This is a genomic window from Aliivibrio logei, assembly GCF_001691055.1.
GTDB classification, from domain to species: Bacteria; Pseudomonadota; Gammaproteobacteria; order Enterobacterales; family Vibrionaceae; genus Aliivibrio; species Aliivibrio salmonicida.
Genome location: NZ_MAJU01000008.1, coordinates 490,871 through 511,189 on the forward strand (window position 1 = coordinate 490,871; position 20,319 = coordinate 511,189).

Annotated in this window: 20 protein-coding genes; 10 read left to right on the forward strand and 10 right to left on the reverse strand. The window is 39.1% G+C overall.

The window, feature by feature from the left end; translation table 11 throughout:
• Positions 1 to 55: 55 nt before the first annotated feature.
• The 6 genes from A6E04_RS06405 to A6E04_RS06430 are packed head-to-tail and all read left to right on the forward strand — an operon-like array spanning position 56 to position 4,587.
• Positions 56 to 790, forward strand: coding sequence for an energy transducer TonB (locus tag A6E04_RS06405; protein ID WP_065610571.1), 735 nt, complete (start codon positions 56 to 58; stop codon positions 788 to 790).
• A gap of 9 nt (positions 791 to 799) precedes the next feature.
• Entirely contained in the window at positions 800 to 1,480 is a 681-nt protein-coding gene (locus A6E04_RS06410; protein WP_017020450.1) for a MotA/TolQ/ExbB proton channel family protein, read from the forward strand.
• Positions 1,480 to 1,905 carry an ExbD/TolR family protein gene (locus A6E04_RS06415; RefSeq protein ID WP_017020451.1) on the forward strand — a complete coding sequence of 142 codons (426 nt, stop codon included), beginning with the start codon at positions 1,480 to 1,482 and terminating at the stop codon, positions 1,903 to 1,905. Before A6E04_RS06410 ends, A6E04_RS06415 begins: the two co-directional genes overlap by 1 nt.
• Entirely contained in the window at positions 1,895 to 2,767 is an 873-nt protein-coding gene (locus tag A6E04_RS06420) for a heme/hemin ABC transporter substrate-binding protein (RefSeq protein ID WP_017020452.1), read from the forward strand. Before A6E04_RS06415 ends, A6E04_RS06420 begins: the two co-directional genes overlap by 11 nt.
• A 3-nt stretch (positions 2,768 to 2,770) precedes the next feature.
• On the forward strand, positions 2,771 to 3,808 hold the full coding sequence (locus tag A6E04_RS06425) for a FecCD family ABC transporter permease (protein WP_065610573.1): 1,038 nt from the start codon (positions 2,771 to 2,773) through the stop codon (positions 3,806 to 3,808).
• Entirely contained in the window at positions 3,805 to 4,587 is a 783-nt protein-coding gene (locus A6E04_RS06430) for a heme ABC transporter ATP-binding protein (RefSeq protein ID WP_017020454.1), read from the forward strand. The genes A6E04_RS06425 and A6E04_RS06430 overlap by 4 nt, the downstream gene beginning before the upstream one ends.
• A gap of 90 nt (positions 4,588 to 4,677) precedes the next feature.
• Here the strand turns inward: A6E04_RS06430 and rplT are convergent, their stop codons facing one another.
• The 9 genes from rplT to A6E04_RS06475 all read right to left on the reverse strand — a co-directional run bounded on the left by rplT (position 4,678) and on the right by A6E04_RS06475 (position 12,392).
• Entirely contained in the window at positions 4,678 to 5,031 is a 354-nt protein-coding gene (gene rplT / locus A6E04_RS06435) for a 50S ribosomal protein L20 (RefSeq protein WP_012550351.1), read from the reverse strand.
• Between the two features lie 41 nt (positions 5,032 to 5,072).
• On the reverse strand, positions 5,073 to 5,267 hold the full coding sequence (rpmI, locus tag A6E04_RS06440; protein WP_012550352.1) for a 50S ribosomal protein L35: 195 nt from the start codon (positions 5,265 to 5,267) through the stop codon (positions 5,073 to 5,075).
• A 107-nt stretch (positions 5,268 to 5,374) separates the two neighbouring features.
• Positions 5,375 to 5,926 carry a translation initiation factor IF-3 gene (gene infC / locus A6E04_RS06445; RefSeq protein ID WP_012550353.1) on the reverse strand — a complete coding sequence of 184 codons (552 nt, stop codon included), beginning with the start codon at positions 5,924 to 5,926 and terminating at the stop codon, positions 5,375 to 5,377.
• A gap of 3 nt (positions 5,927 to 5,929) precedes the next feature.
• Positions 5,930 to 7,858 (reverse strand): threonine--tRNA ligase, encoded by a 1,929-nt coding sequence (gene thrS / locus A6E04_RS06450; protein WP_017020456.1) that lies wholly within the window; start codon positions 7,856 to 7,858, stop codon positions 5,930 to 5,932.
• 227 nt (positions 7,859 to 8,085) lie between these two features.
• Entirely contained in the window at positions 8,086 to 8,832 is a 747-nt protein-coding gene (locus tag A6E04_RS06455) for a sporulation protein (RefSeq protein WP_023603152.1), read from the reverse strand.
• Between the two features lie 66 nt (positions 8,833 to 8,898).
• Positions 8,899 to 9,981 (reverse strand): site-2 protease family protein, encoded by a 1,083-nt coding sequence (locus tag A6E04_RS06460; protein ID WP_017020458.1) that lies wholly within the window; start codon positions 9,979 to 9,981, stop codon positions 8,899 to 8,901.
• Positions 9,982 to 10,004: 23 nt separating this feature from the next.
• A complete protein-coding gene (yqfB, locus tag A6E04_RS06465) occupies positions 10,005 to 10,322 on the reverse strand; it encodes a N(4)-acetylcytidine aminohydrolase (protein WP_017020459.1) in 318 nt (105 codons plus the stop codon).
• 90 nt (positions 10,323 to 10,412) lie between these two features.
• On the reverse strand, positions 10,413 to 11,765 hold the full coding sequence (gene yegD, locus A6E04_RS06470; RefSeq protein ID WP_017020460.1) for a molecular chaperone: 1,353 nt from the start codon (positions 11,763 to 11,765) through the stop codon (positions 10,413 to 10,415).
• A 63-nt stretch (positions 11,766 to 11,828) separates the two neighbouring features.
• Positions 11,829 to 12,392 (reverse strand): phosphatase PAP2 family protein, encoded by a 564-nt coding sequence (locus A6E04_RS06475; RefSeq protein ID WP_023603150.1) that lies wholly within the window; start codon positions 12,390 to 12,392, stop codon positions 11,829 to 11,831.
• Between the two features lie 213 nt (positions 12,393 to 12,605).
• Here A6E04_RS06475 and A6E04_RS06480 point away from each other — a divergent pair, with 213 nt between their 5' ends.
• Positions 12,606 to 13,313 carry a DUF3581 domain-containing protein gene (locus A6E04_RS06480; protein ID WP_017020462.1) on the forward strand — a complete coding sequence of 236 codons (708 nt, stop codon included), beginning with the start codon at positions 12,606 to 12,608 and terminating at the stop codon, positions 13,311 to 13,313.
• A 178-nt stretch (positions 13,314 to 13,491) separates the two neighbouring features.
• The gene (locus tag A6E04_RS06485) at positions 13,492 to 13,716 is read left to right on the forward strand and encodes a hypothetical protein (protein WP_241802830.1); all 225 of its coding nucleotides are present in this window, start codon (positions 13,492 to 13,494) and stop codon (positions 13,714 to 13,716) included.
• A gap of 80 nt (positions 13,717 to 13,796) precedes the next feature.
• On the opposite strand, the gene gyrA is transcribed toward A6E04_RS06485, so the two are convergent.
• A complete protein-coding gene (gene gyrA / locus A6E04_RS06490) occupies positions 13,797 to 16,436 on the reverse strand; it encodes a DNA topoisomerase (ATP-hydrolyzing) subunit A (protein ID WP_026025273.1) in 2,640 nt (879 codons plus the stop codon).
• Positions 16,437 to 16,758: 322 nt separating this feature from the next.
• Between gyrA and ubiG the strand changes: the two genes are divergently transcribed.
• Positions 16,759 to 17,463, forward strand: a complete 705-nt coding sequence (ubiG, locus tag A6E04_RS06495; RefSeq protein WP_017020465.1) for a bifunctional 2-polyprenyl-6-hydroxyphenol methylase/3-demethylubiquinol 3-O-methyltransferase UbiG — start codon at positions 16,759 to 16,761, stop codon at positions 17,461 to 17,463.
• Positions 17,464 to 17,946: 483 nt separating this feature from the next.
• Positions 17,947 to 20,223, forward strand: a complete 2,277-nt coding sequence (gene nrdA, locus A6E04_RS06500; protein WP_012550363.1) for a class 1a ribonucleoside-diphosphate reductase subunit alpha — start codon at positions 17,947 to 17,949, stop codon at positions 20,221 to 20,223.
• Positions 20,224 to 20,319 lie beyond the last annotated feature (96 nt).

The following is a 20,319-nucleotide window of genomic DNA, read 5'->3' on the forward strand; positions in this document are numbered from 1 at the left end:
ATTTTGATTGATAATAAACATATTATTAATACAACATCACTGCGTGGAGTTTATTGTGCTTAATTGTCGTTATTTCATTGCTGTTGGGCTCTCCCTTGCTGTACATATTGCAGTTATCTGGTCTGTTCCTAGCAAACAAGCTTTTGCCATGCCTACCGGTAGTCAATCTTCTCAGGTAAATATTCAGTTTGTTACGCCAAGCTCACCTTCAATGTCAAAAGCGAAAACGGATTTGAAACCCAAAAAATCTAAATCCATTGAAAAAAAACCAGTTCAAAAACCGCTCCCAAAAAAAACAATAAAAAAGAAAACAAAACCAACCCCAAAAAAAGCAGTAATTAATAAACCAAACATCACTAAAAAATCAGAATCTCTCGCGAAACAAGAAAACGTAAAATTGAAACAAGACACGGCATTAAAAGAGGTCAATAAAGAAGATAACACCTCAAAGAACACACCAGACCAAACGGCGTCTGTGTCTAAATCAGGGGTAACTGAAAAACCACAACTTATTCAAAAACCCAGTTTTGTAACTAAGCCTGATGCACCAAGGTATCCAAGAATAGCCCAACGCCGTGGAATAGAAGGCACTGCGCTTTATGAAATTTGGCTAAATGAAAAAGGTAAGCAAATAAAACAAGAATTAATTACGTCATCAGGTACTGGAATTCTTGATGACGCTGCTCTAAAAGCGATTCAAAATTGGCAATTTTCCCCTCAAATTATTGACGGTCAGGCCATTGCACATCGTGTGCAGATCCCTGTTCGTTTTTCTTTAAATAAGTCATAGGAAGTTATCATGACTGGTTTTATCAACCTTTATTCACAACTTGGAATGATGGCATTACCATTGTTTATCTGCTCCGTTCTTACCCTCATATTATTGGCCGAACGTATTCTCCATTTGCTTTTTTCTTCTGGATGTAGCCACCGAAAAATTGCACTTTCTTATAAAAAGTTAAATAAAAACGATGATAAAGAGATCAATAATATTATCGCTACTTTGAATTCACAACGAGCGTTATCGGCCAAAGGCAACGCAATGTTGTTAGCCCATCGTCATTTTGATAAAGCGTTACGAGAAGACGTCGCAGGATTATGGCTACAAGAAAAGCGACATCAGCTTCGTTCAGGTTTAAGACTTCTTTCTCTTATCGGCGTAATAACTCCCCTACTTGGTCTACTTGGAACCGTTCTTGGACTTATTGATATGTTTAAAGAAGTAGCGGCAACGACGGGATCCATCACTCCTAATATTCTTGCTGATGGGTTGGGCTTTGCAATGAGAACAACAGCGATAGGGCTAATCATTGCAGTGCCTGCTATTTCAGGTTCACAACTTCTTGGACTATGGGCAGATAACATTCTATCTAAACTAGAGTATTCATTAAATGTCACAAATCTGTGGATTGAGGGGGTGGCACCCATGAAAAATAAAAATGAACAAGAGGCATCATTACGTTCAATAGAGGCTATCTAATGATTCAATCCAATAGACAAGAAGAGTTAGATAATCTTCAACCTGACCTCACACCATTACTCGATATCATTTTTATTGTCATGGTATTTTTATTATTAACCGCAACAGTAAAATTGCAATCATTAGAAGTCAGCTTACCTTCTGCAGAAAGTGAATCTATCTCTAATGTTGATAGTAAGTCTTTTACTATCAACATATTAGAAAATCCACCTTATTGGGGGCTTGATGGTACACCTTATCCTTCTTGGGAACATTTCACTCAAGCCCTGTTAAAGAAAGTAACTCAAAAACCAGATTTTCAAGTTGTTATTGCTTCAGATAAAACGGCGGAAATACAACATATGATTAAGTTACTCGCCTTTTTACAAGACAATAAAATTAAAGCGACTCAAATTTTAATGGATGAAAAAACACATGCAAACTAAACCTTATACCTCATTGCTAGCAAGCAAAAATCTCTTCGCAATCAGTCTGTTATTTTTCTCTTCTTACTCGATGGCACAAGAACGCATTATTAGTGCAGGAAGCAGCGTAACTGAACTCATTTACGCCTTACATGCTCAAGATAAATTAATCGCTGTTGATGTCACAAGTCGTAACTCGCAAACCGAAGCATTGCCTAAAATCGGTTACCACCGACAACTTTCAGCTGAAGGGCTGTTAGCATTACAACCCACACGAATTATCGGTTCTGATGAAATGGGGCCAAAATCAACATTGGATCTTCTCAGTCAATCTGGGACTAACGTCAATATTGTAAATACAACACCGACAATAGAAGGATTATTGGAACGCATTGATGAAATTGCAGAATTAACACAAACAGAATCTCAAGCAGACATTATTAAACAGAAAGTACACCAACAAGTTAATCAGTTAGAAAAAACGATTCCAAATAAAGCACAACAAAAAAAAGTGTTATTTCTATTACTGCATGAAGGAAGAGCGCCTTATGTTGCAGGAAAAGAAACCACGGTTGATGAGATAATCAAATTAGCGGGTGCCATTAACCCTGCAAGCAAATCATTATCCTCATTCAAGCCTTTATCCATTGAGGCCATGATAGCAATGCAGCCTGATGTGATTTTAGTGAGCAACCGTAGTTTTAAAAAATTAAAAGGCATCGATAATATTTTAAAATCAATACCGACATTAGCATCAACGCCTGCTGGCATTAATAAAGCAATTATAACCATTAATGGATCTGCACTTGTTGGTGGACTCGGTCTTGCCAGTTTAGATGAAGCCGCTCGCTTAAATTCTCTTCTTTATCCCCTGCAGAATTAAATTATGTTTTTAAAATATCTCTCATTTTCAAAATTAATGCTCATTGGTTTTAGCATTTTATTTTTAACCACATTATCCTCTATCGCCGTTGGACCAATGAATATTACGTTGGCTGATAGCTTTAGTAGCTTATTACCGGGCACCAGAAATATCCCTGCTCATATTGATTTAATCATTCATCAAGTTAGGTTACCAAGAACATTATTATGTATGTTGGTCGGCGCTATTTTGGCGATTTCTGGCGTAGTAATGCAGGGCTTGTTCCGTAATCCATTAGCGGAACCTGGCATTATTGGAGTCTCTGCAGGCGCAGCCCTTGGAGCGGCATTAGCCATTGTTTCTTTTTCATCAATCAGTACCAACTACCCTATTTTTATGAACTTTGCTGCTATCCCAATGTTTGCTTTCTTAGGGGGGGCATTAACAACCGTTATCGTTTATCGATTAGGTACGAGTCAGTTTGGAACCTCGATTACGGTTATGCTATTGGCTGGGGTTGCTATTAGTGCATTATCTGGTGCGGGGATTGGCTATTTGAATTTTATCGCTGATGACCAAATGCTGCGAGATTTGTCATTATGGTCAATGGGATCATTGGCAGGTGCATCTTGGCAAGATCTACTCCTCGCCTTTTTGGGCTTAGTCATATTACTCACTATTTTCATGAAAAATGCAGCGGGATTAAATGCGCTATTACTCGGTGAAGCTGAAGCAAAACATTTAGGTATTAATGTACAGTCTTTAAAAAAGCGAATGATAATTTTAAGCGCTATCGGTATTGGTATTACGGTTAGCTTATCTGGCATGATTGGCTTTATTGGTTTAATCATTCCGCATTTAGGTCGTATGATGACAGGCCCTAATCATCGTACTTTGTTACCATTATCAGCTCTATTAGGCGGATTATTACTTACCTGTGCTGATATGTTCGCTCGTGTTGCTGTCAGCCCTGCAGAGTTACCTGTCGGCATTGTAACCGCTATTATTGGTGCTCCTTTCTTTTTATATTTACTGTTTACTCAGCGCGGAAAGTTCTCATGAATCCCATCTCTACCGCTATTTCAGCAAAAAACATTACCTGCTATTTAAATAATAAATTAATTCTAGATGATCTTAATCTTGATCTTCATTGTGGAGAGGTAACCACACTACTTGGGCCTAATGGTGCAGGTAAAAGTACTCTTTTAAAAATCTTATGCAATGAAATGAGTTCAACTAACAATATTTCGTATTTTGGGAAAGAGAAAGGAAGATGGGAGCCTTCTTTATTAGCAAAAAGACTCGGCGTATTACCTCAGCAGAGTTCTCTCTCTTTTGCTTTTACCGTCAGTGAAGTTGTTGAGCTTGGTGGATTACCATTGGCGTTGTCAAATAAAGATCTCAGGGTCATTACTCAAACAATGATGGAAAAAACAGGAATACATCATTTAGCAGATAGACTATACCCTTCTCTTTCAGGGGGAGAGAAACAGCGCGTTCATTTTGCTAGGGTTTTAACTCAAATCAGCCAATCTCAACAGCAAAAAATTGTTATGCTTGATGAACCAACTTCTGCATTAGATTTGTCACACCAACATAATACGTTACGTTTAGCTAAAGAGCTTGCAAATGAAGGTGCTGCAGTGATTATTGTATTACACGATTTGAACTTAGCAGCTCAATACTCAGATAGAGTTATTGTGTTGCAAGATGGTACATTACAAGCTGATGGGACGCCATGGGAAGCTATTACACCAACCATGATTGAACACGTTTATGGGCACAAGACATTCGTTCAAGCACACCCTACCCTTAATTTCCCCGTTGTTTATGCGGCTTAATCTCTTATGCATTAAAGTCAAATAACAGGCATAAAAAAAGGAGAGCTAGTGCTCTCCTCAATTAGTCTTAAAGCCTTATTACTGTTCTAATTAAAGAGCAGCATTCGCCTTAGCAACAAGAGCAGCGAATGCTACTTTGTCGAATACAGCGATGTCAGCTAGGATCTTACGATCGATTTCAATAGATGCTTTCTTAAGACCGTTAATGAAACGGCTGTAAGATAGGCCGTTCTGACGAGCAGCAGCATTGATACGAGCGATCCAAAGTTGACGGAAAACACGCTTTTTGTTACGACGGTCACGGTAAGCATATTGTCCTGCTTTAGTAACTGCCTGGAAAGCTACACGATAAACACGTGAACGTGCTCCGTAATAACCTTTAGCTTGTTTCAGTACTTTCTTATGACGTGCACGAGCTTGTACACCACGTTTTACGCGAGGCATTGTGTCTCTCCTAAACTAAATATAATAAATTAACTAAAAAATTATGCGTATGGAAGCATACGTAAAACTGCTGCTACTTCACACTTTGCAAGTAGAGAGTTTGGACGAAGCTGACGCTTGTTTTTAGTCGTACGTTTAGTCAGGATGTGACGTTTCGTAGCGTGCTTAAATTTGATACCACCAGCAGTTTTCTTAAAACGCTTAGAAGCACCTTTGTTTGATTTCATCTTAGGCATGATGAATATAACTCCGCATTGTTGCGTGATTAAACATATAGTAATTAGGCGAATAAAACAGGATAACTGCGAGCAGCTACCCCACTTTACTACTTGAATGCACTAAATTACTTCTTTTTAGGGGCTAACACCATAATCATCTGGCGACCTTCAATTCTCGTTGGAAATGATTCGACTACTGCAAATTCTTCAGTATCCGCTTTCAAACGATTAAGAACGTCAACACCGATGTTTTGGTGAGCCATCTCTCGGCCACGGAAGCGAATTGTTACCTTCACTTTGTTGCCTTCTTCCAGGAAACCAGTCAGGTTGCGTAGTTTTACCTGATAGTCTCCAATATCTGTCCCAGGTCTAAATTTAATTTCTTTAGTTTGGACCTGTTTCTGTTTTTTCTTCTGTTCTTTAGCAGCCTTGGCCTTTTCGAAGAGGAATTTGCCATAGTCCATCACACGACAGACTGGTGGCTCGGCATTCGGGCTGATTTCAACTAGATCGACACCTGCTGTAAGTGCAACGTCTAACGCTTCATTTAGTGAAACGACGCCAACTGACTCGCCATCTAGACCTGTAAGGCGCACTTCTTTAACGCCAATAATTTCACCGTTTAGACGATGAGCATTTTGTTTTGCCGGCTGTTGGGCTCTTTTTCCGCCTTTAATACCTTATTCCTCCACAGTATTGAGCGTTCGGGTACTAACTTCTTGCTGCAGGAATGCAACAAAATCATCAATTTTAAATTTACCCAAATCTTTACCTTTACGCGTACGTACTGCAATTTCGCCAGCTTCCATTTCTTGGTCACCACAAACAAGCATATACGGAACACGTTTCAAAGTATGTTCCCTGATTTTAAAGCCAATCTTCTCATTTCTCAAGTCCGCTTTGACTCTAAATCCATTTTTTTGCAGTTTTTTTGCAATTTCTTGTACATAATCAGCTTGTTTGTCTGTAATGCCCATCACAATCGCTTGTTCTGGCGCCAACCATGTAGGGAAAAAGCCTGCGTAGTCTTCAATTAGGATACCGATGAAGCGCTCAAGTGAACCTAAAATCGCGCGGTGAATCATCACTGGTGTGTGACGTTCGTTATCTTCACCTACGTAAGTTGCTCCTAAACGCTCTGGTAATGCAAAATCGAGCTGCACTGTACCACATTGCCACGCACGGTCCAGACAATCATGCAAAGTAAATTCAATTTTCGGTCCGTAGAACGCACCCTCACCTTCTTGAATCTCATAAGCAATGTTCATTGACTCTAGAGCAAGCTGTAAATCGGCCTCTGCTTTGTCCCACATTTCGTCAGAACCAACACGTTGTTCAGGACGCGTAGACAATTTAACAACAATGTTTTCAAAACCAAATGTCGTGTATGTATCGTAAACCATCTCAATACATGATTTTACTTCATCTTGTACTTGAGCTTCAGTACAGAAGATATGAGCATCATCTTGAGTAAAGCCACGAACACGCATGATGCCGTGTAGTGCGCCTGATGGTTCGTTACGATGACACGCACCGAACTCAGCCATACGCAGTGGTAAATCACGATATGACTTCAGACCTTGGTTAAAGATTTGAACATGACCTGGGCAGTTCATTGGCTTAATCGCGTATTCACGGTTCTCAGAGCTTGTTGTGAACATCGCTTCTGCATATTTGTCCCAGTGTCCTGAACGCTCCCAAAGTACACGGTCCATCATTAATGGGCCTTTTACTTCTTGATAATCGTATTCAGTTAGTTTTTCACGAACAAAAACTTCTAGCTCACGGAAAATAGTCCAACCGTTGTGGTGCCAGAAAACCATACCTGGCGCTTCTTGCTGCATGTGGAACAAGTCAAGATGCTTACCAATTTTACGGTGATCACGCTTTGCCGCTTCTTCTAGGCGGATAAGGTGTGCTTTAAGCAGTTTCTTATCTTGGAATGCAGTGCCGTAGATACGTTGCAGCATTTTGTTGTCGCTGTTACCACGCCAGTATGCACCCGCTACGCTCAGAATTTTAAAGTTCTGGCAAAAGCTCATGTTAGGGACGTGAGGACCGCGACACATGTCGATGTATTCTTCATGATGATATAAACCTGGACGGTCGTCTTTAGAAACGTTCTCGTCAAGGATTGCAATTTTGTAAGTTTCGCCACGAGCATCGAATGCATCGCGAGCTTCTTGCCAGCTTACGTTCTTCTTAATTACTTGGTACTTAGTTTTCGCAAGCTCTTTCATGCGCTTTTCAATCTTATCAAGATCGTCTTGCGTTAAAGAGTGCTCCATATCGATGTCGTAGTAGAAACCGTTATCGATAGTTGGACCAATCGCCATTTTCGCTTCTGGGAAAAGTTGCTTAACTGCGTGACCTAAAAGGTGCGCACAAGAGTGACGAATGATTTCTAAACCGTCTTCATCTTTTGCTGTGATGATTTCAAGTTGTGCGTCATTTTCAATTAAATCACACGCATCAACACGAACACCATCAACACGGCCAGCGATACAAGCTTTCGCAAGACCTGGACCGATGTCAGCAGCAACATCCATAGTAGAAACAGCATTATCGAATTGACGTTGAGAACCGTCTGGAAGAGTAATTACAGGCATGTTTTATCCTTTACAGTGGTGTCGCACACGAAGCGACACATGCTAAAAATTAATGAAACGAAATAATAGATTGTCTATATATGATGTAAGGATCAATCAACCACACAAAGGTCGGGACACTTACAAGCCGATTATTGTACGATTCTTGAGTGCCTAATGCAAAAAAGAATCGAGATCACAAAAATGACATCGATTCTTTTTTATGGTAAAAATACAATCGTGCTTAGCTACACACGTAATATCTTCTGTACAGCATGATGGATATCAGCACTTGACGCATTGACGTTTAATGAAAAAGAAGCATATTGGTCACCACGATTAAAGCCCATCGAACGATCCACTTCAGCTAAACAGTGAAGAACTTGACCATCCAGAACAAATGATAGTTCTATTTCTTTCTTGTTGATGAAACCATTACTTTTAAATTCGATCTCTTGGTAACCACCAGAATGTGACTTAAAGTGCCCTCCATTTAGGAACCCCTGCTCTACATCCGCTTTTACCATACTAAACCCAGCCTGTTCGATTTGGCTGATAATAGCTGCAGCAACTCGCATTGGCTTAACAACTAATAAATCACGATCCGTAGGATCAATAGCAAAATCAATGTCTAATACGGTTTCAACCCAAACATCACAATGGTTATTGTTCACATTAAGCGCTGTAATCGGAGTTTCATCTGGCAACTTAATTGTAAATTTCATTTCCTGAGTCTCCCCAGCTTGAATCACAAATGGATTCACGGCTTGAGTATGAAACAGGGTTAATGTTTGATAGCTAGTTCCATTGTCATTTTCTACTTTGATTTCAGTATTCAGCTTCAAATGGATTGCATCAATTTTTTGCTCAATATCTCCCCCTTGAATATGAACCGTACCTATTAATGTATCACCTTGGAACAATTCAGGGTTTTCTAAAATGGTATCTACCTTTGCGGCACCTATACCTAATGACGCCTTTAATTTCTTAAACATCCTTTTATCCTTTCTATGCGCCCTTCTTGGGCTTCTCATTTATATTCTAAAATAGGCTTCTTACTATTACGTTCCTAAAATCTGCATTGGCAGTTGTAATAAAGCATCTCCGCTACTTGCAAAATACCAAATAATACCAACTAACGAACTGACAAGCCCGACATACCAAGCTGATGAAACAATTTGTCCATATTTATCTAAAGGCAACAAATGACTATGATGACGTTGCTTCCACTCAAAAACGATTTCTAAACTCCCCATAATAAGTAGGAAACCAAAAAGAGCGAGGCCTAATTGGTAACTTAATATTATCCCACCAATGGCAGCTAAAGCACACAATGCAATACCAACTTTGCTGTTCATAGAGAAGCTAACACTTTTTAATACGTGTCCACCGTCTAAGGGTAAAATGGGCAGTAAATTAAAGAGGTTTAAGAATGCATTAAATACAGCAAGACCCGCAAAGAACATCTCTCCTGTTATCCAATATACGACAATTAAAATCAGCGACAGTATCAAACCAAAAAATGGTCCCATAATCGAAATAACAACATCTTGCCAACGTGTATTTATTTTCTCATCGCTGAGTGCTAATCCCCCTAAAAATGGGATCAAATAAATCCCTTTCGTCTTCATTCCAAAGTATTTCATCGCACGAATATGACCGTATTCATGAAACACTAGGCAAGCTATCAGTGATAATGCAAATTCAATAGAAAATAACCATGAGTAAGCTGCAATACTGGCTGACGCTAATACAACTTTAACCAGTTTAACGCTTTTTAATGCTTTCATGCCTAATGACACAAGCCCGATCAAACTAAACCGGCGCTCTGCTTTTATTGGCTCATGTGGTACTTGTTGCTCAATGTCTTTTGTATTACGAGAGCCTTCTGCGATCAACTGGTCATCAACGCTTGCACGATACTCGATCAAAAATGGTTGCCAAGTGACTTTCGCTTCTAAACGACACGTTACTATCGTCTCACCTTGATTCAATTTAAATTCGTGTATAAATAGATCTTGATGATCCGCGGATGCCGCCTGTTGAGCAACTAATGTATTACTCCAAAACACTTGCTGCCAGCCAGCCATTGAGCCTTCTAAACGCAATGGCTGTCCAAGAAAATCAATGGATAACAGTTCCATTATTTATCCTATATAAGTAATCGTTAAACTAAATGGTAAGAAACTACGTAAAGTTGACCTTTGTTTGGATAAATCTCTTCGATAATTTGTTTTAACTCATCTAATGTCATATTTTCTTGATCGGCATGATATTGGTTTAATTCATCAAACGTAATGGGAGTAACGCTATCAATTGCTAAACGACAAAAATAACGATTGTCTTCATACGTGCTGACTGAAACCTCAGAACCTACCGCATAATCTTTTTCTGATTCATCTCGAATTGTAATTACTTTTTTGCCCGACATAATATCTGATTCAAAACGCTCAAAAAAAGTCATCGTTGTTGGTATGTTTGTCATTTAATTTTACCTAAAATTTATTTAATATTTCACAAAACCAAGCGACTTTATCAGCCGCTTGATACTCGAATTTATTGTGAATCACTGAATTTATGCGAAGCAGTAATTTGCCCAGTGAGCCAAGCCCGCTGTCACTGAACCAAAGTAATTACCACCTACAATTTCAATATTTGGTAATTGTTTCTGCAATGCTGCTTGTAAAATTGGTGAACGAGCAGAACCACCAGTAACATAAATAATATCAGGCGTTTTACCCGCTTGTTGAATGGCTTCTTTAACAAGTCTATTGATGTTCTCTTGCGGTTTCGCAATTGCCTCAGTAAGACTTTGTTGATCAATAGATAATGATAAACCTTCATCAAGATAGCTGAGATCAACCGAATGCTCTAAATGCTCTGATAGCGCAATTTTTGTTTGTTCAGCGTCACGAAGTAATTTATAGCTTAATTTTTCATCGTACAGTTTAATCAATCGAGCTAGTTTTTCTGGCTCTTGTGTCTCATTCATCATTTGCAATAAATGTTTACGGTTAGCAAAACCAAAGAAATCCAATTGTGCCACAATATTATTAATAGCAATTGGATTCCAAAATTGAGTCATTGGTAACTCTAAGCCTTTATGAGTTCGACTTTGAGATCCCAGCATTGGCATAAATTTACGGTGTGCTAAATGAATATCTAAATCATTACCACCAATACGAGACCCACTGTGAGCTAAGATCCCTTTTGTGCGGTCATGATTACCTTTCCAAGATGGTCCCATCTCGATCATCGAGCAATCAGTCGTACCACCGCCAATATCAACAATAAGAACCGTTTTGTCTTCAGTTAATGTTTGCTCATAGTCTAGACCCGCGGCCACTGGTTCAAATTGAAATTCAATATTTTTAAAACCAACACGCATCGCTGCACGTGACAAAATAGAGATGGCTTGGCTGTTTGCCTCATCACTTTCTGCCCCTTGGAAGTTAACAGGACGTCCAATAACGGTAGATGTAATATCAGCCTGTAATTCTTGCTCTGCATTATTTTTGATGTTTTTCATCATGGCAGTTACAAGATCTTCAAACAAGCTAACTTGTACATCACGTAAACCAGAAACACCTAAGAAAGATTTAGGTGACTTTACGTAATATACGTCTTCTGGATCATCAATATAAACATTTAAAGCCGCTTGACCAAACGTCAGAGATCCTGCATCAACATCAATATCCTCTTCACGGTTATAAGCAATGGCCGTATGAAGTAAACGTTCATTAATATTCGTACTTGGTTGAACACCCCAAATACGAAATAGATATTCAGAAACCGCTTCTCGAGTAGGTGCGCATAACGCGGAAGGTATAAAAGTACTATCCCCTTCTAGTTTAAGCAGTTTAGCTTGATTATTTTGAATGGTTGCCACTGAGCAATTTGCCGTTCCGTAGTCAAATCCAATAAACATTGTTGTACACCTAGCATCGAATAAAAGGGAGCTGATTTTACTCGCTTGCTACCCATTTGCCAATCAAAATGAAAAAGATGCTGCAATTCCGACATGATCTTGGTTAATAACAGGGGTAATCATGACCTTATTTGAATCTATATATGCATCTGTCACTAAATATTGAATGGTTGTTGCTAAAACTGCACCCGCAATCACATCACGCCAATAATGGTGATCATTCTCAACTCGCGAATAACCAACTAATCCTGCACTAATATAAGCAGGTAAACCATACTTCCAGCCATAACGAAATTGTAAATAAGATGCCCCCTGAAAAGCCGATGATGAATGACCTGATGGAAAACTTAAATCATCTTCTCCATTCGGCCTTTCTTCTCTTACTGTATACTTAAGAGCTTGAGTGGCAGCGAGTGTATATGCCGCTCCTTTTGCAAACATCCAAAACCCATCGTAATCTTCTTTAAATAAGGCAACCGAACCAGCAACAACAGGAATACCTACCGCACCTATGTTTGCGGCTATATCGCCTGGCTGATCCTCAGAAGCTTCTGCGTCATGACTAAAAAGAATAATACTTGAAAAAATAGCACCGCTAATAAGCCCTACTTTGACGAACGATTTCATTTGTGACCTTTACTACAAAATGTTGGAAGTACGCAATTATACCCGACGATATGTAAACTCTTCGTCACCTTTCTAGGTGTTTTAGCTCAAAAATAGGTTTATTCTTTTATTTCTATCCTTTTTTTACTATCTTGACTGGATAGACCATTAAAGGATTAGAGATTAGGTATACTAGCGTGGTTATTTCATTAGCTAGGTTTTACCAAATATATTATGCAGTTAAATCAATATTTTTCGGAAACAGATAATTCATTTGAATTTACACGCCAACAAGCAAGTGATTTTGCGAAAAAAGTGGCAGGTGATTTCAACCCTATTCATGACGTAATCTCAAAGCGTTTCTGTGTTCCTGGTGATTTACTGTTTGCTGTTTTACTTTCAAAAACAGGCATCAGTAATAAAATGCATTTTAATTTTGCTGGTATGGTATCGGACAGTACGTCACTTCATATCAATCATGCAGAACAAGGTGAATACTCTTTATCTGATCAAAACAATAAAGAATATTTACACGTTAGCCGCAGTGGTGATAAAAATATCGATCCTGAATTCATTGAAAACGTTGTAAAACAATATGTTCAATTCTCAGGCATGAACTTCCCACATATAATGGTCCCTCTAATGGAAGAGAAGCAGTTAATGATCAACTGCCAACGTCCATTAGTGATTTATGAAAGTATGGACATCGAGTTTACTCGCCTTGATATTGTTAAACCTAGCGTTGAATTTACGGGTGCAACAATGGATATAGAAGGAAAACGAGGACTTGTTAAGTTAAACTTCAAATTCACTGAAAACGGTGAAGAAGTCGGTCATGGTACTAAACGCATGATTGCTACCGGTTTAAAAACATACGATCAAGAAGCTATTGATGATCTAGTTGAACGCTTTACTGCTTTAAAAACGGCATATAACAACTAAAGTTTATAAGTCCCTCAAACATCCTATAAAAAGAGCGCTTTTGTGCTCTTTTTATTTGCCATAAGGCAAGGTAAATCACAAAACGTCCTATTGTTTTACGATCAATATCATACCATACTTATTCATAACTATAATGAATGTGAAGGCCATGACTTTCACGACACTTTAAAAGTTGGCGATGATGAAAACAGTAATAAAACCTGAAGAGCAGGAAAAATTTGGACGATCTGAATTAGATTCTCTGTCAGAAAAATCAACCTCCTTCCCTATAAACAGTCACTATACTTGTTGTGAGTGTTATGCAGCATGGTTCGGACAACCTATTTGTATCGCATGTGGCAAAGAAAAATTTGTCATCACAACCGATCTCTATTCTGAACAGCGTAAATTTGATATTTGCTAAAACTACTTCAAATTTGTCAAATTACAGAGACAAAAAAGCCCGCTTAAAAATAAGCGGGCTTTTTAATACGCTAAGAAAAATTACTCTTCTGTCGTATCTTCATCTGATTCAGCGTCAGGAGTTTCAGTTGCTTCAGTAATTACTGTCGCCTCTTCTTCACCTTCTACTACATCACCTTCAATGATTTCAAGCTCTTCTGGTTCATCAATGCGTTGTAAACCAACTACATTTTCATCTTCAGCAGTACGGATCAGTGTAACACCTTGGGTATTACGACCCACTTGGCTTACTTCCGATACGCGTGTACGAACTAACGTACCTGCATCCGTGATCATCATGAACTCATCACCATCTTCAGCTTGAACTGCACCGACAACACTGCCGTTACGATCTGAAACCTTGATAGAAACAACACCTTGTGTTGCACGGCTCTTCGTTGGGTATTCAGAAATCTTAGTACGTTTACCGTACCCATTTTCTGTCACCGTTAGAATGTCGCCTTCATTAGAAGGAACAATCAATGAAACAACCTGATCTTCACCAGTCAGTTTCATACCACGAACACCTGAAGCAGTACGACCCATTCCACGAACATGTTCTTCGCTGAAACGAACGACTTTACCTGCTTTAGAGAACAGCATGATTTCATTTGAACCCGTCGTAATATCGACGCCGATTAATGAATCATCTTCACGTAGATTAACTGCAATCAGGCCGTTTGCACGAACTTTAGCAAATTGATCCAGAGATGTTTTCTTAACCGTACCATCACCTGTTGCCATGAAGATGAACTTATCTTCAGAGTATTCAGATACTGGTAGAATCGCAGTAATACGCTCACCTTCTTCTAGAGGAAGAATGTTCACGATAGGCTTACCACGAGCGGTGCGGCTTGCTTGAGGAAGTTGGAATACTTTCAAGCTGTATGCTTTACCACGTGTAGAGAAGCAAAGAATATTATCATGAGTGTTAGCAACAAGTAGACGCTCGATATAATCGGTGTCCTTCATCTTAGTTGCACTCTTACCTTTACCACCACGACGTTGCGCTTCGTAATCACCTAGAATTTGGTACTTAACATAACCTTCACGAGAAAGTGTTACTACAACATCTTCTTGTGTGATTAAGTCTTCGATATCGATATCGTGAATAGCAGCACCAATTTCAGTGCGACGCTCATCACCATAAGTATCACGAACCGTAATTAATTCATCACGAATGATTTCCATTAGACGTTCAGTGCTTGCAAGGATATGCATTAGCTCTGCGATTTCATCTAATAGTGCTTTGTATTCATCTAGAATTTTTTCATGTTCTAAACCAGTTAAACGGTGTAGACGTAATTCTAGAATTGCTTGAGCTTGTTGTTCCGTTAAGAAGTATTGACCTTCACGAATACCAAACTCTGGCTCTAACCAATCAGGACGAGCAGCATCTGTACCAGCACGCTCTAGCATGTCGGCAACATTACCAAGATCCCAACCGCGAGCGACTAGGCCTTGCTTTGCTTCTGCTGGTGATGGCGCATTTTTGATTAGATCAATGATCTCATCAATGTTTGCTAATGCCAGCGCCAAACCTTCAAGGATATGAGCACGATCACGCGCTTTGCGTAATTCAAAAATTGTACGGCGAGTTACCACTTCACGACGGTGATCAACAAAACACTTCAACATTTCTTTTAAGTTGAACAGTTTTGGTTGGCCATTATCAAGTGCCACCATATTTACGCCGAATGTAGTTTGAAGCTGAGTTAATGAGAATAAGTTATTAAGAACCACCTCACCCACTGCATCACGCTTACATTCGATAACAATACGCATACCATCTTTATCAGATTCGTCACGCAGTGCTGAAATGCCTTCTACTTTCTTATCTTTAACAAGCTCAGCGATCTTTTCGATCACACGTGCTTTGTTAACTTGATAAGGGATCTCAGTAACAATAATGGTTTCTTTACCATTTTTGTCCGCTTCGATATTTGCTTTAGAACGCATGTAAACTTTACCGCGGCCTGTTTTATATGCATCAACGATGCCTTTACGACCACTGATTAATGCAGCTGTCGGAAAGTCAGGACCTGGAATGTAGTTTATTAGCTCATCGATAGTAATATCTTCATTCTCGATGAATGCTAAACAACCATTAACCACTTCAGTTAAGTTATGAGGAGGTATATTAGTTGCCATACCAACTGCGATACCTGATGAACCATTAACTAATAAGTTAGGCACACGAGTAGGTAATACCGCAGGGATCTGTTCTGTACCATCATAGTTAGGAACGTAATCGACGGTTTCTTTGTCTAAATCGGCCAACAATTCGTGGGCAATTTTCGACATACGAACTTCGGTATAACGCATTGCCGCAGCAGAGTCACCATCGATAGAACCAAAGTTACCTTGGCCATCAACAAGCATATAGCGTAGTGAGAACGGCTGCGCCATACGTACTATCGTGTCGTATACAGCACTATCACCATGTGGGTGATACTTACCAATTACGTCGCCGACTACACGGGCAGATTTTTTATATGGTTTATTCCAATCATTACCTAATACATCCATCGCGAATAAAACACGGCGGTGTACAGGTTTTAGACCATCACGCACATCTGGAAGAGCACGACCAACGATTACTGACATCGCGTAGTCTAGGTATGAACCTCGAAGCTCATCTTCAATATTTACGGGCGTGATCCCTTTAGCAAGATCGCTCATAGAGCCAATATCCCTCAATTAGTTCTGTCGTATCAATATCAATTACTTTACCAATCATACTATCTATAAAGATAAAGTAATTGATACTGATAAACGTGCAAGATTGCAAAATATAGCACATAACGCTTCTATTTCGCATCGTTTTAATTCGCAAAATCACTCTTAAGCTTAAGAATCCTACGAAATCGGGAGCAAGTCACAAATCAACCCATCATATTCTTGAAAAACCTAAACAAATTGATGAAAAAAGCACCATTTTAAAGGCTCTCTTTCTTATTTTTTTTGTATATAATGAAAGGAAGATAAAAAAGGAATGTGAATTATGACTCAGCAGTTAAATGTCGATCCAGCAGAAATCAAAAAATTTGAAGATATGGCCTCCCGTTGGTGGGATTTTGAAGGTGAATTTAAACCTCTACATCAAATCAATCCATTACGCCTTAATTATGTGTTGACCAACGCCAATGGTCTATTTGGTAAAAAAGTATTAGATGTTGGTTGTGGCGGCGGTATTTTAGCTGAGAGTATGGCGAAGCAAGGTGCAGAAGTTATTGGATTGGACATGGGGAAAGAGCCTCTAACTGTCGCTCGTCTTCATGCATTAGAAACGGGTACTACGTTAGAATACATTCAATCTACTGCCGAGCAGCACGCAGAAGAATACCCTGAAACATACGATGTAATAACCTGCATGGAAATGCTAGAGCATGTACCAGACCCTTTATCTGTGATTCGTGCTTGCGCTAAAATGGTAAAACCGGGTGGGCATGTATTCTTCTCTACCTTAAACCGCAATATCAAATCCTATCTATTTGCTATTGTTGGCGCAGAACACGTTCTTAAATTGGTCCCAAAAGGCACTCATGATCATGATAAGTTCATCCGCCCTTCTGAATTATTAAAAATGCTCGATCAAACGGCATTACAAGAGCGTGGGATCACTGGCCTTCATTACAATCCATTAACAGACGCTTATTCATTAGGCACAAATGTTGATGTTAATTACATCATTCATACAACACTGTAAAATTCAGGCTCTTTATTTATTCTTAATGTAAATAAAGAGCTTTTTCTTTCTACGCCGCTCCTATCATTTTATCCCCTACTCTTTTTCTCACGACATCACATTTTAGAACAACAAATCAGCAATTTTTTTCGATAAACAGAGATCCACCAAAACCACAAAAATCAAGAGAAATATTTTTTCAGCTGCTTACTTCTCAACCATTATTAAATCCACTATTTCTGATAGCTTGATATAGCTAATCTGACTCGGTTAGTAGTTACTTACTGTTTTTTTTTATTAAGAGGTTATTCACAAGACTGTCTCATTTCCTGACTTGATCCTTTTGCAAATAATCACTATCTTGTATCTAACTAATGATTACCCCCTATATGTAGTGTTTATTCTAATTTTCACTAAAATAGAGTTTGATCACAAAACAACAACGAAAATTACAAAAATTACATATTTCGTTGTTTATTCTTCATTTTAAGGAAAAGTAGACAAATGACCCCACAGCTTACCGTTACTAAGCGAAATGGCACCACAGAAAAGATCAATTTAGAAAAGATCCATAAAGTGATCACCTGGGCTGCTGAAAATCTGGATAATGTTTCTGTTTCACAAGTTGAAATGAAATCCCACATCCAGTTTTATGAAGGCATGAAGACATCTGACATTCATGAAACCATCATCAAAGCAGCGGCCGACCTTATCTCTGAAGAAACGCCAGATTACCAATACCTCGCTGCTCGTTTGTCTGTTTTCCATCTTCGTAAAAAAGCGTATGGCCAATTTGAGCCACCAACGCTATTTAAGCACGTCAATAACCTGATCGAATTAGGTAAATACGACAAGCACATTACAGAAGATTACACAGAAGCCGAATTCGACTTGATGGATCAAATGATCGATCACAGCCGTGATATGGATTTCTCTTACGCTGCTGTTAAACAACTAGAAGGGAAATACTTCGTACAAAACCGCGTAACGGGCGCGATCTACGAAAGTGCTCAATTCCTTTATATTTTAGTTGCGGCGTGCTTATTTGCTAAATATCCAAAAGATACTCGTCTGGATTACATTCAACGTTTCTACGACGCAACCTCTAAATTTAAAATATCGTTACCAACACCGATTATGTCTGGTGTTCGTACGCCAACACGTCAATTTAGTTCATGCGTTCTAATTGAATGTGATGATAGCCTTGATTCAATCAATGCAACGGCTGGCTCTATTGTACGCTACGTATCACAACGTGCAGGTATTGGCATCAATGCCGGTCGTATTCGTGCACTTGGCTCTGAAATTCGTGACGGTGAAGCATTCCATACTGGTTGTATTCCATTCTATAAATACTTCCAAACAGCGGTAAAATGTTGTTCTCAAGGTGGTGTTCGTGGCGGCGCTGCAACCTTGTTTTACCCTATTTGGCACCGCGAAGTAGAATCATTATTGGTTCTTAAAAATAACCGTGGCGTTGAAGAAAACCGTGTTCGTCATATGGATTACGGCGTTCAAATTAACAAGCTTATGTATACTCGCCTAATTAAAGGGGAACACATCAGCTTATTTTCACCTTCTGATGTTCCTGGTATGTACGAGGCTTTCTTTGCTGACCAAGTAGAGTTCGAGCGCCTGTATCTTAAATACGAACAAGACACATCAATTAAGCGTGAAACAATTAAAGCGATTGAGTTGTTCTCGTTACTAATGCAAGAACGTGCTTCAACAGGCCGTATCTACATTCAAAACGTCGATCACTGTAATACACACAGCCCATTCGACCCAAGTGTTGCTCCAATTCGCCAATCTAACTTATGTTTAGAAATTGCTCTACCAACTAAGCCACTAACACACGTTAATGACGAAGAAGGTGAAATTGCATTATGTACTCTGTCTGCATTTAACCTAGGTGCAATAGAGAAATTAGAAGAGCTTGAAGAATTAGCTGAATTAGCGGTACGTGCTCTTGATGCACTTCTTGATTACCAAGACTACCCATTACCAGCAGCTTACAAATCAACAATGAACCGTCGTACGTTAGGTGTAGGGGTTATTAACTACGCTTATTACCTAGCAAAAAATGGCGTTAAGTACTCTGATGGCAGTGCAAACGGATTAACGCATAAAACGTTTGAAGCAATTCAATTCTATCTTCTAAAAGCATCTGTAAATTTAGCGAAAGAACAAGGCGCTTGTCCTGCTTTCAATGAAACTACCTATGCTCAAGGTATCTTACCTATCGATTCTTACAAAAAAGACATCGATAATATATGTAGTGAAGAATTACATTTAGATTGGGAAGAATTACGTTCAGACATTAAAACTCACGGTTTACGCAACTCAACGTTATCTGCATTGATGCCGTCTGAAACCTCTTCACAAATCTCAAATGCTACGAATGGCATTGAACCACCACGTGGTTTTGTATCAATCAAAGCATCAAAAGATGGCATTTTAAAGCAAGTTGTTCCTGATTATTTGAACTTAAAAGATAATTATGAGCTACTTTGGAACATCGGCTCTAATGATGGCTACTTGCAATTAGTCGGTATCATGCAGAAATTTGTCGACCAAGCAATTTCAGCGAATACAAACTATGATCCAAACAGTCAGCCAAATGGCAAAGTACCAATGAAGCTATTGCTTAAAGACTTGTTAACGGCTTATAAGCTAGGTCTAAAAACATTGTACTACCATAACACCCGTGATGGCGCGAGCGATTCACAAGGCGATTTAGCTCAAGATGATGATTGTGAAGGCGGCGGCTGTAAAATATAAATAGCCCCTTCAATATTTAGCCCGCTTTCATTGCGGGCTTATTCATTTTTTAATCATTCATATCAACGCCCATAAATACGAATCTATGTATTGATA

Excerpts from the sequence above, each read along its gene's own strand:
- A6E04_RS06425 (WP_065610573.1), top strand. The coding sequence starts at position 2,771 with ATGTTTTTAAAATATCTCTCATTTTCAAAATTAATGCTCATTGGTTTT.
- A6E04_RS06455 (WP_023603152.1), bottom strand. The coding sequence starts at position 8,832 with ATGTTTAAGAAATTAAAGGCGTCATTAGGTATAGGTGCCGCAAAGGTA.
- A6E04_RS06430 (WP_017020454.1), top strand. The coding sequence starts at position 3,805 with ATGAATCCCATCTCTACCGCTATTTCAGCAAAAAACATTACCTGCTAT.
- gyrA (WP_026025273.1), bottom strand. The coding sequence starts at position 16,436 with ATGAGCGATCTTGCTAAAGGGATCACGCCCGTAAATATTGAAGATGAG.
- A6E04_RS06420 (WP_017020452.1), top strand. The coding sequence starts at position 1,895 with ATGCAAACTAAACCTTATACCTCATTGCTAGCAAGCAAAAATCTCTTC.
- A6E04_RS06480 (WP_017020462.1), top strand. The coding sequence starts at position 12,606 with ATGCAGTTAAATCAATATTTTTCGGAAACAGATAATTCATTTGAATTT.
- A6E04_RS06485 (WP_241802830.1), top strand. The coding sequence starts at position 13,492 with ATGATGAAAACAGTAATAAAACCTGAAGAGCAGGAAAAATTTGGACGA.
- yegD (WP_017020460.1), bottom strand. The coding sequence starts at position 11,765 with ATGTTTATTGGATTTGACTACGGAACGGCAAATTGCTCAGTGGCAACC.
- yqfB (WP_017020459.1), bottom strand. The coding sequence starts at position 10,322 with ATGACAAACATACCAACAACGATGACTTTTTTTGAGCGTTTTGAATCA.
- rplT (WP_012550351.1), bottom strand. The coding sequence starts at position 5,031 with ATGCCTCGCGTAAAACGTGGTGTACAAGCTCGTGCACGTCATAAGAAA.
- rpmI (WP_012550352.1), bottom strand. The coding sequence starts at position 5,267 with ATGCCTAAGATGAAATCAAACAAAGGTGCTTCTAAGCGTTTTAAGAAA.
- A6E04_RS06460 (WP_017020458.1), bottom strand. The coding sequence starts at position 9,981 with ATGGAACTGTTATCCATTGATTTTCTTGGACAGCCATTGCGTTTAGAA.
- thrS (WP_017020456.1), bottom strand. The coding sequence starts at position 7,858 with ATGCCTGTAATTACTCTTCCAGACGGTTCTCAACGTCAATTCGATAAT.
- ubiG (WP_017020465.1), top strand. The coding sequence starts at position 16,759 with ATGACTCAGCAGTTAAATGTCGATCCAGCAGAAATCAAAAAATTTGAA.
- nrdA (WP_012550363.1), top strand. The coding sequence starts at position 17,947 with ATGACCCCACAGCTTACCGTTACTAAGCGAAATGGCACCACAGAAAAG.
- A6E04_RS06410 (WP_017020450.1), top strand. The coding sequence starts at position 800 with ATGACTGGTTTTATCAACCTTTATTCACAACTTGGAATGATGGCATTA.
- A6E04_RS06415 (WP_017020451.1), top strand. The coding sequence starts at position 1,480 with ATGATTCAATCCAATAGACAAGAAGAGTTAGATAATCTTCAACCTGAC.
- A6E04_RS06475 (WP_023603150.1), bottom strand. The coding sequence starts at position 12,392 with ATGAAATCGTTCGTCAAAGTAGGGCTTATTAGCGGTGCTATTTTTTCA.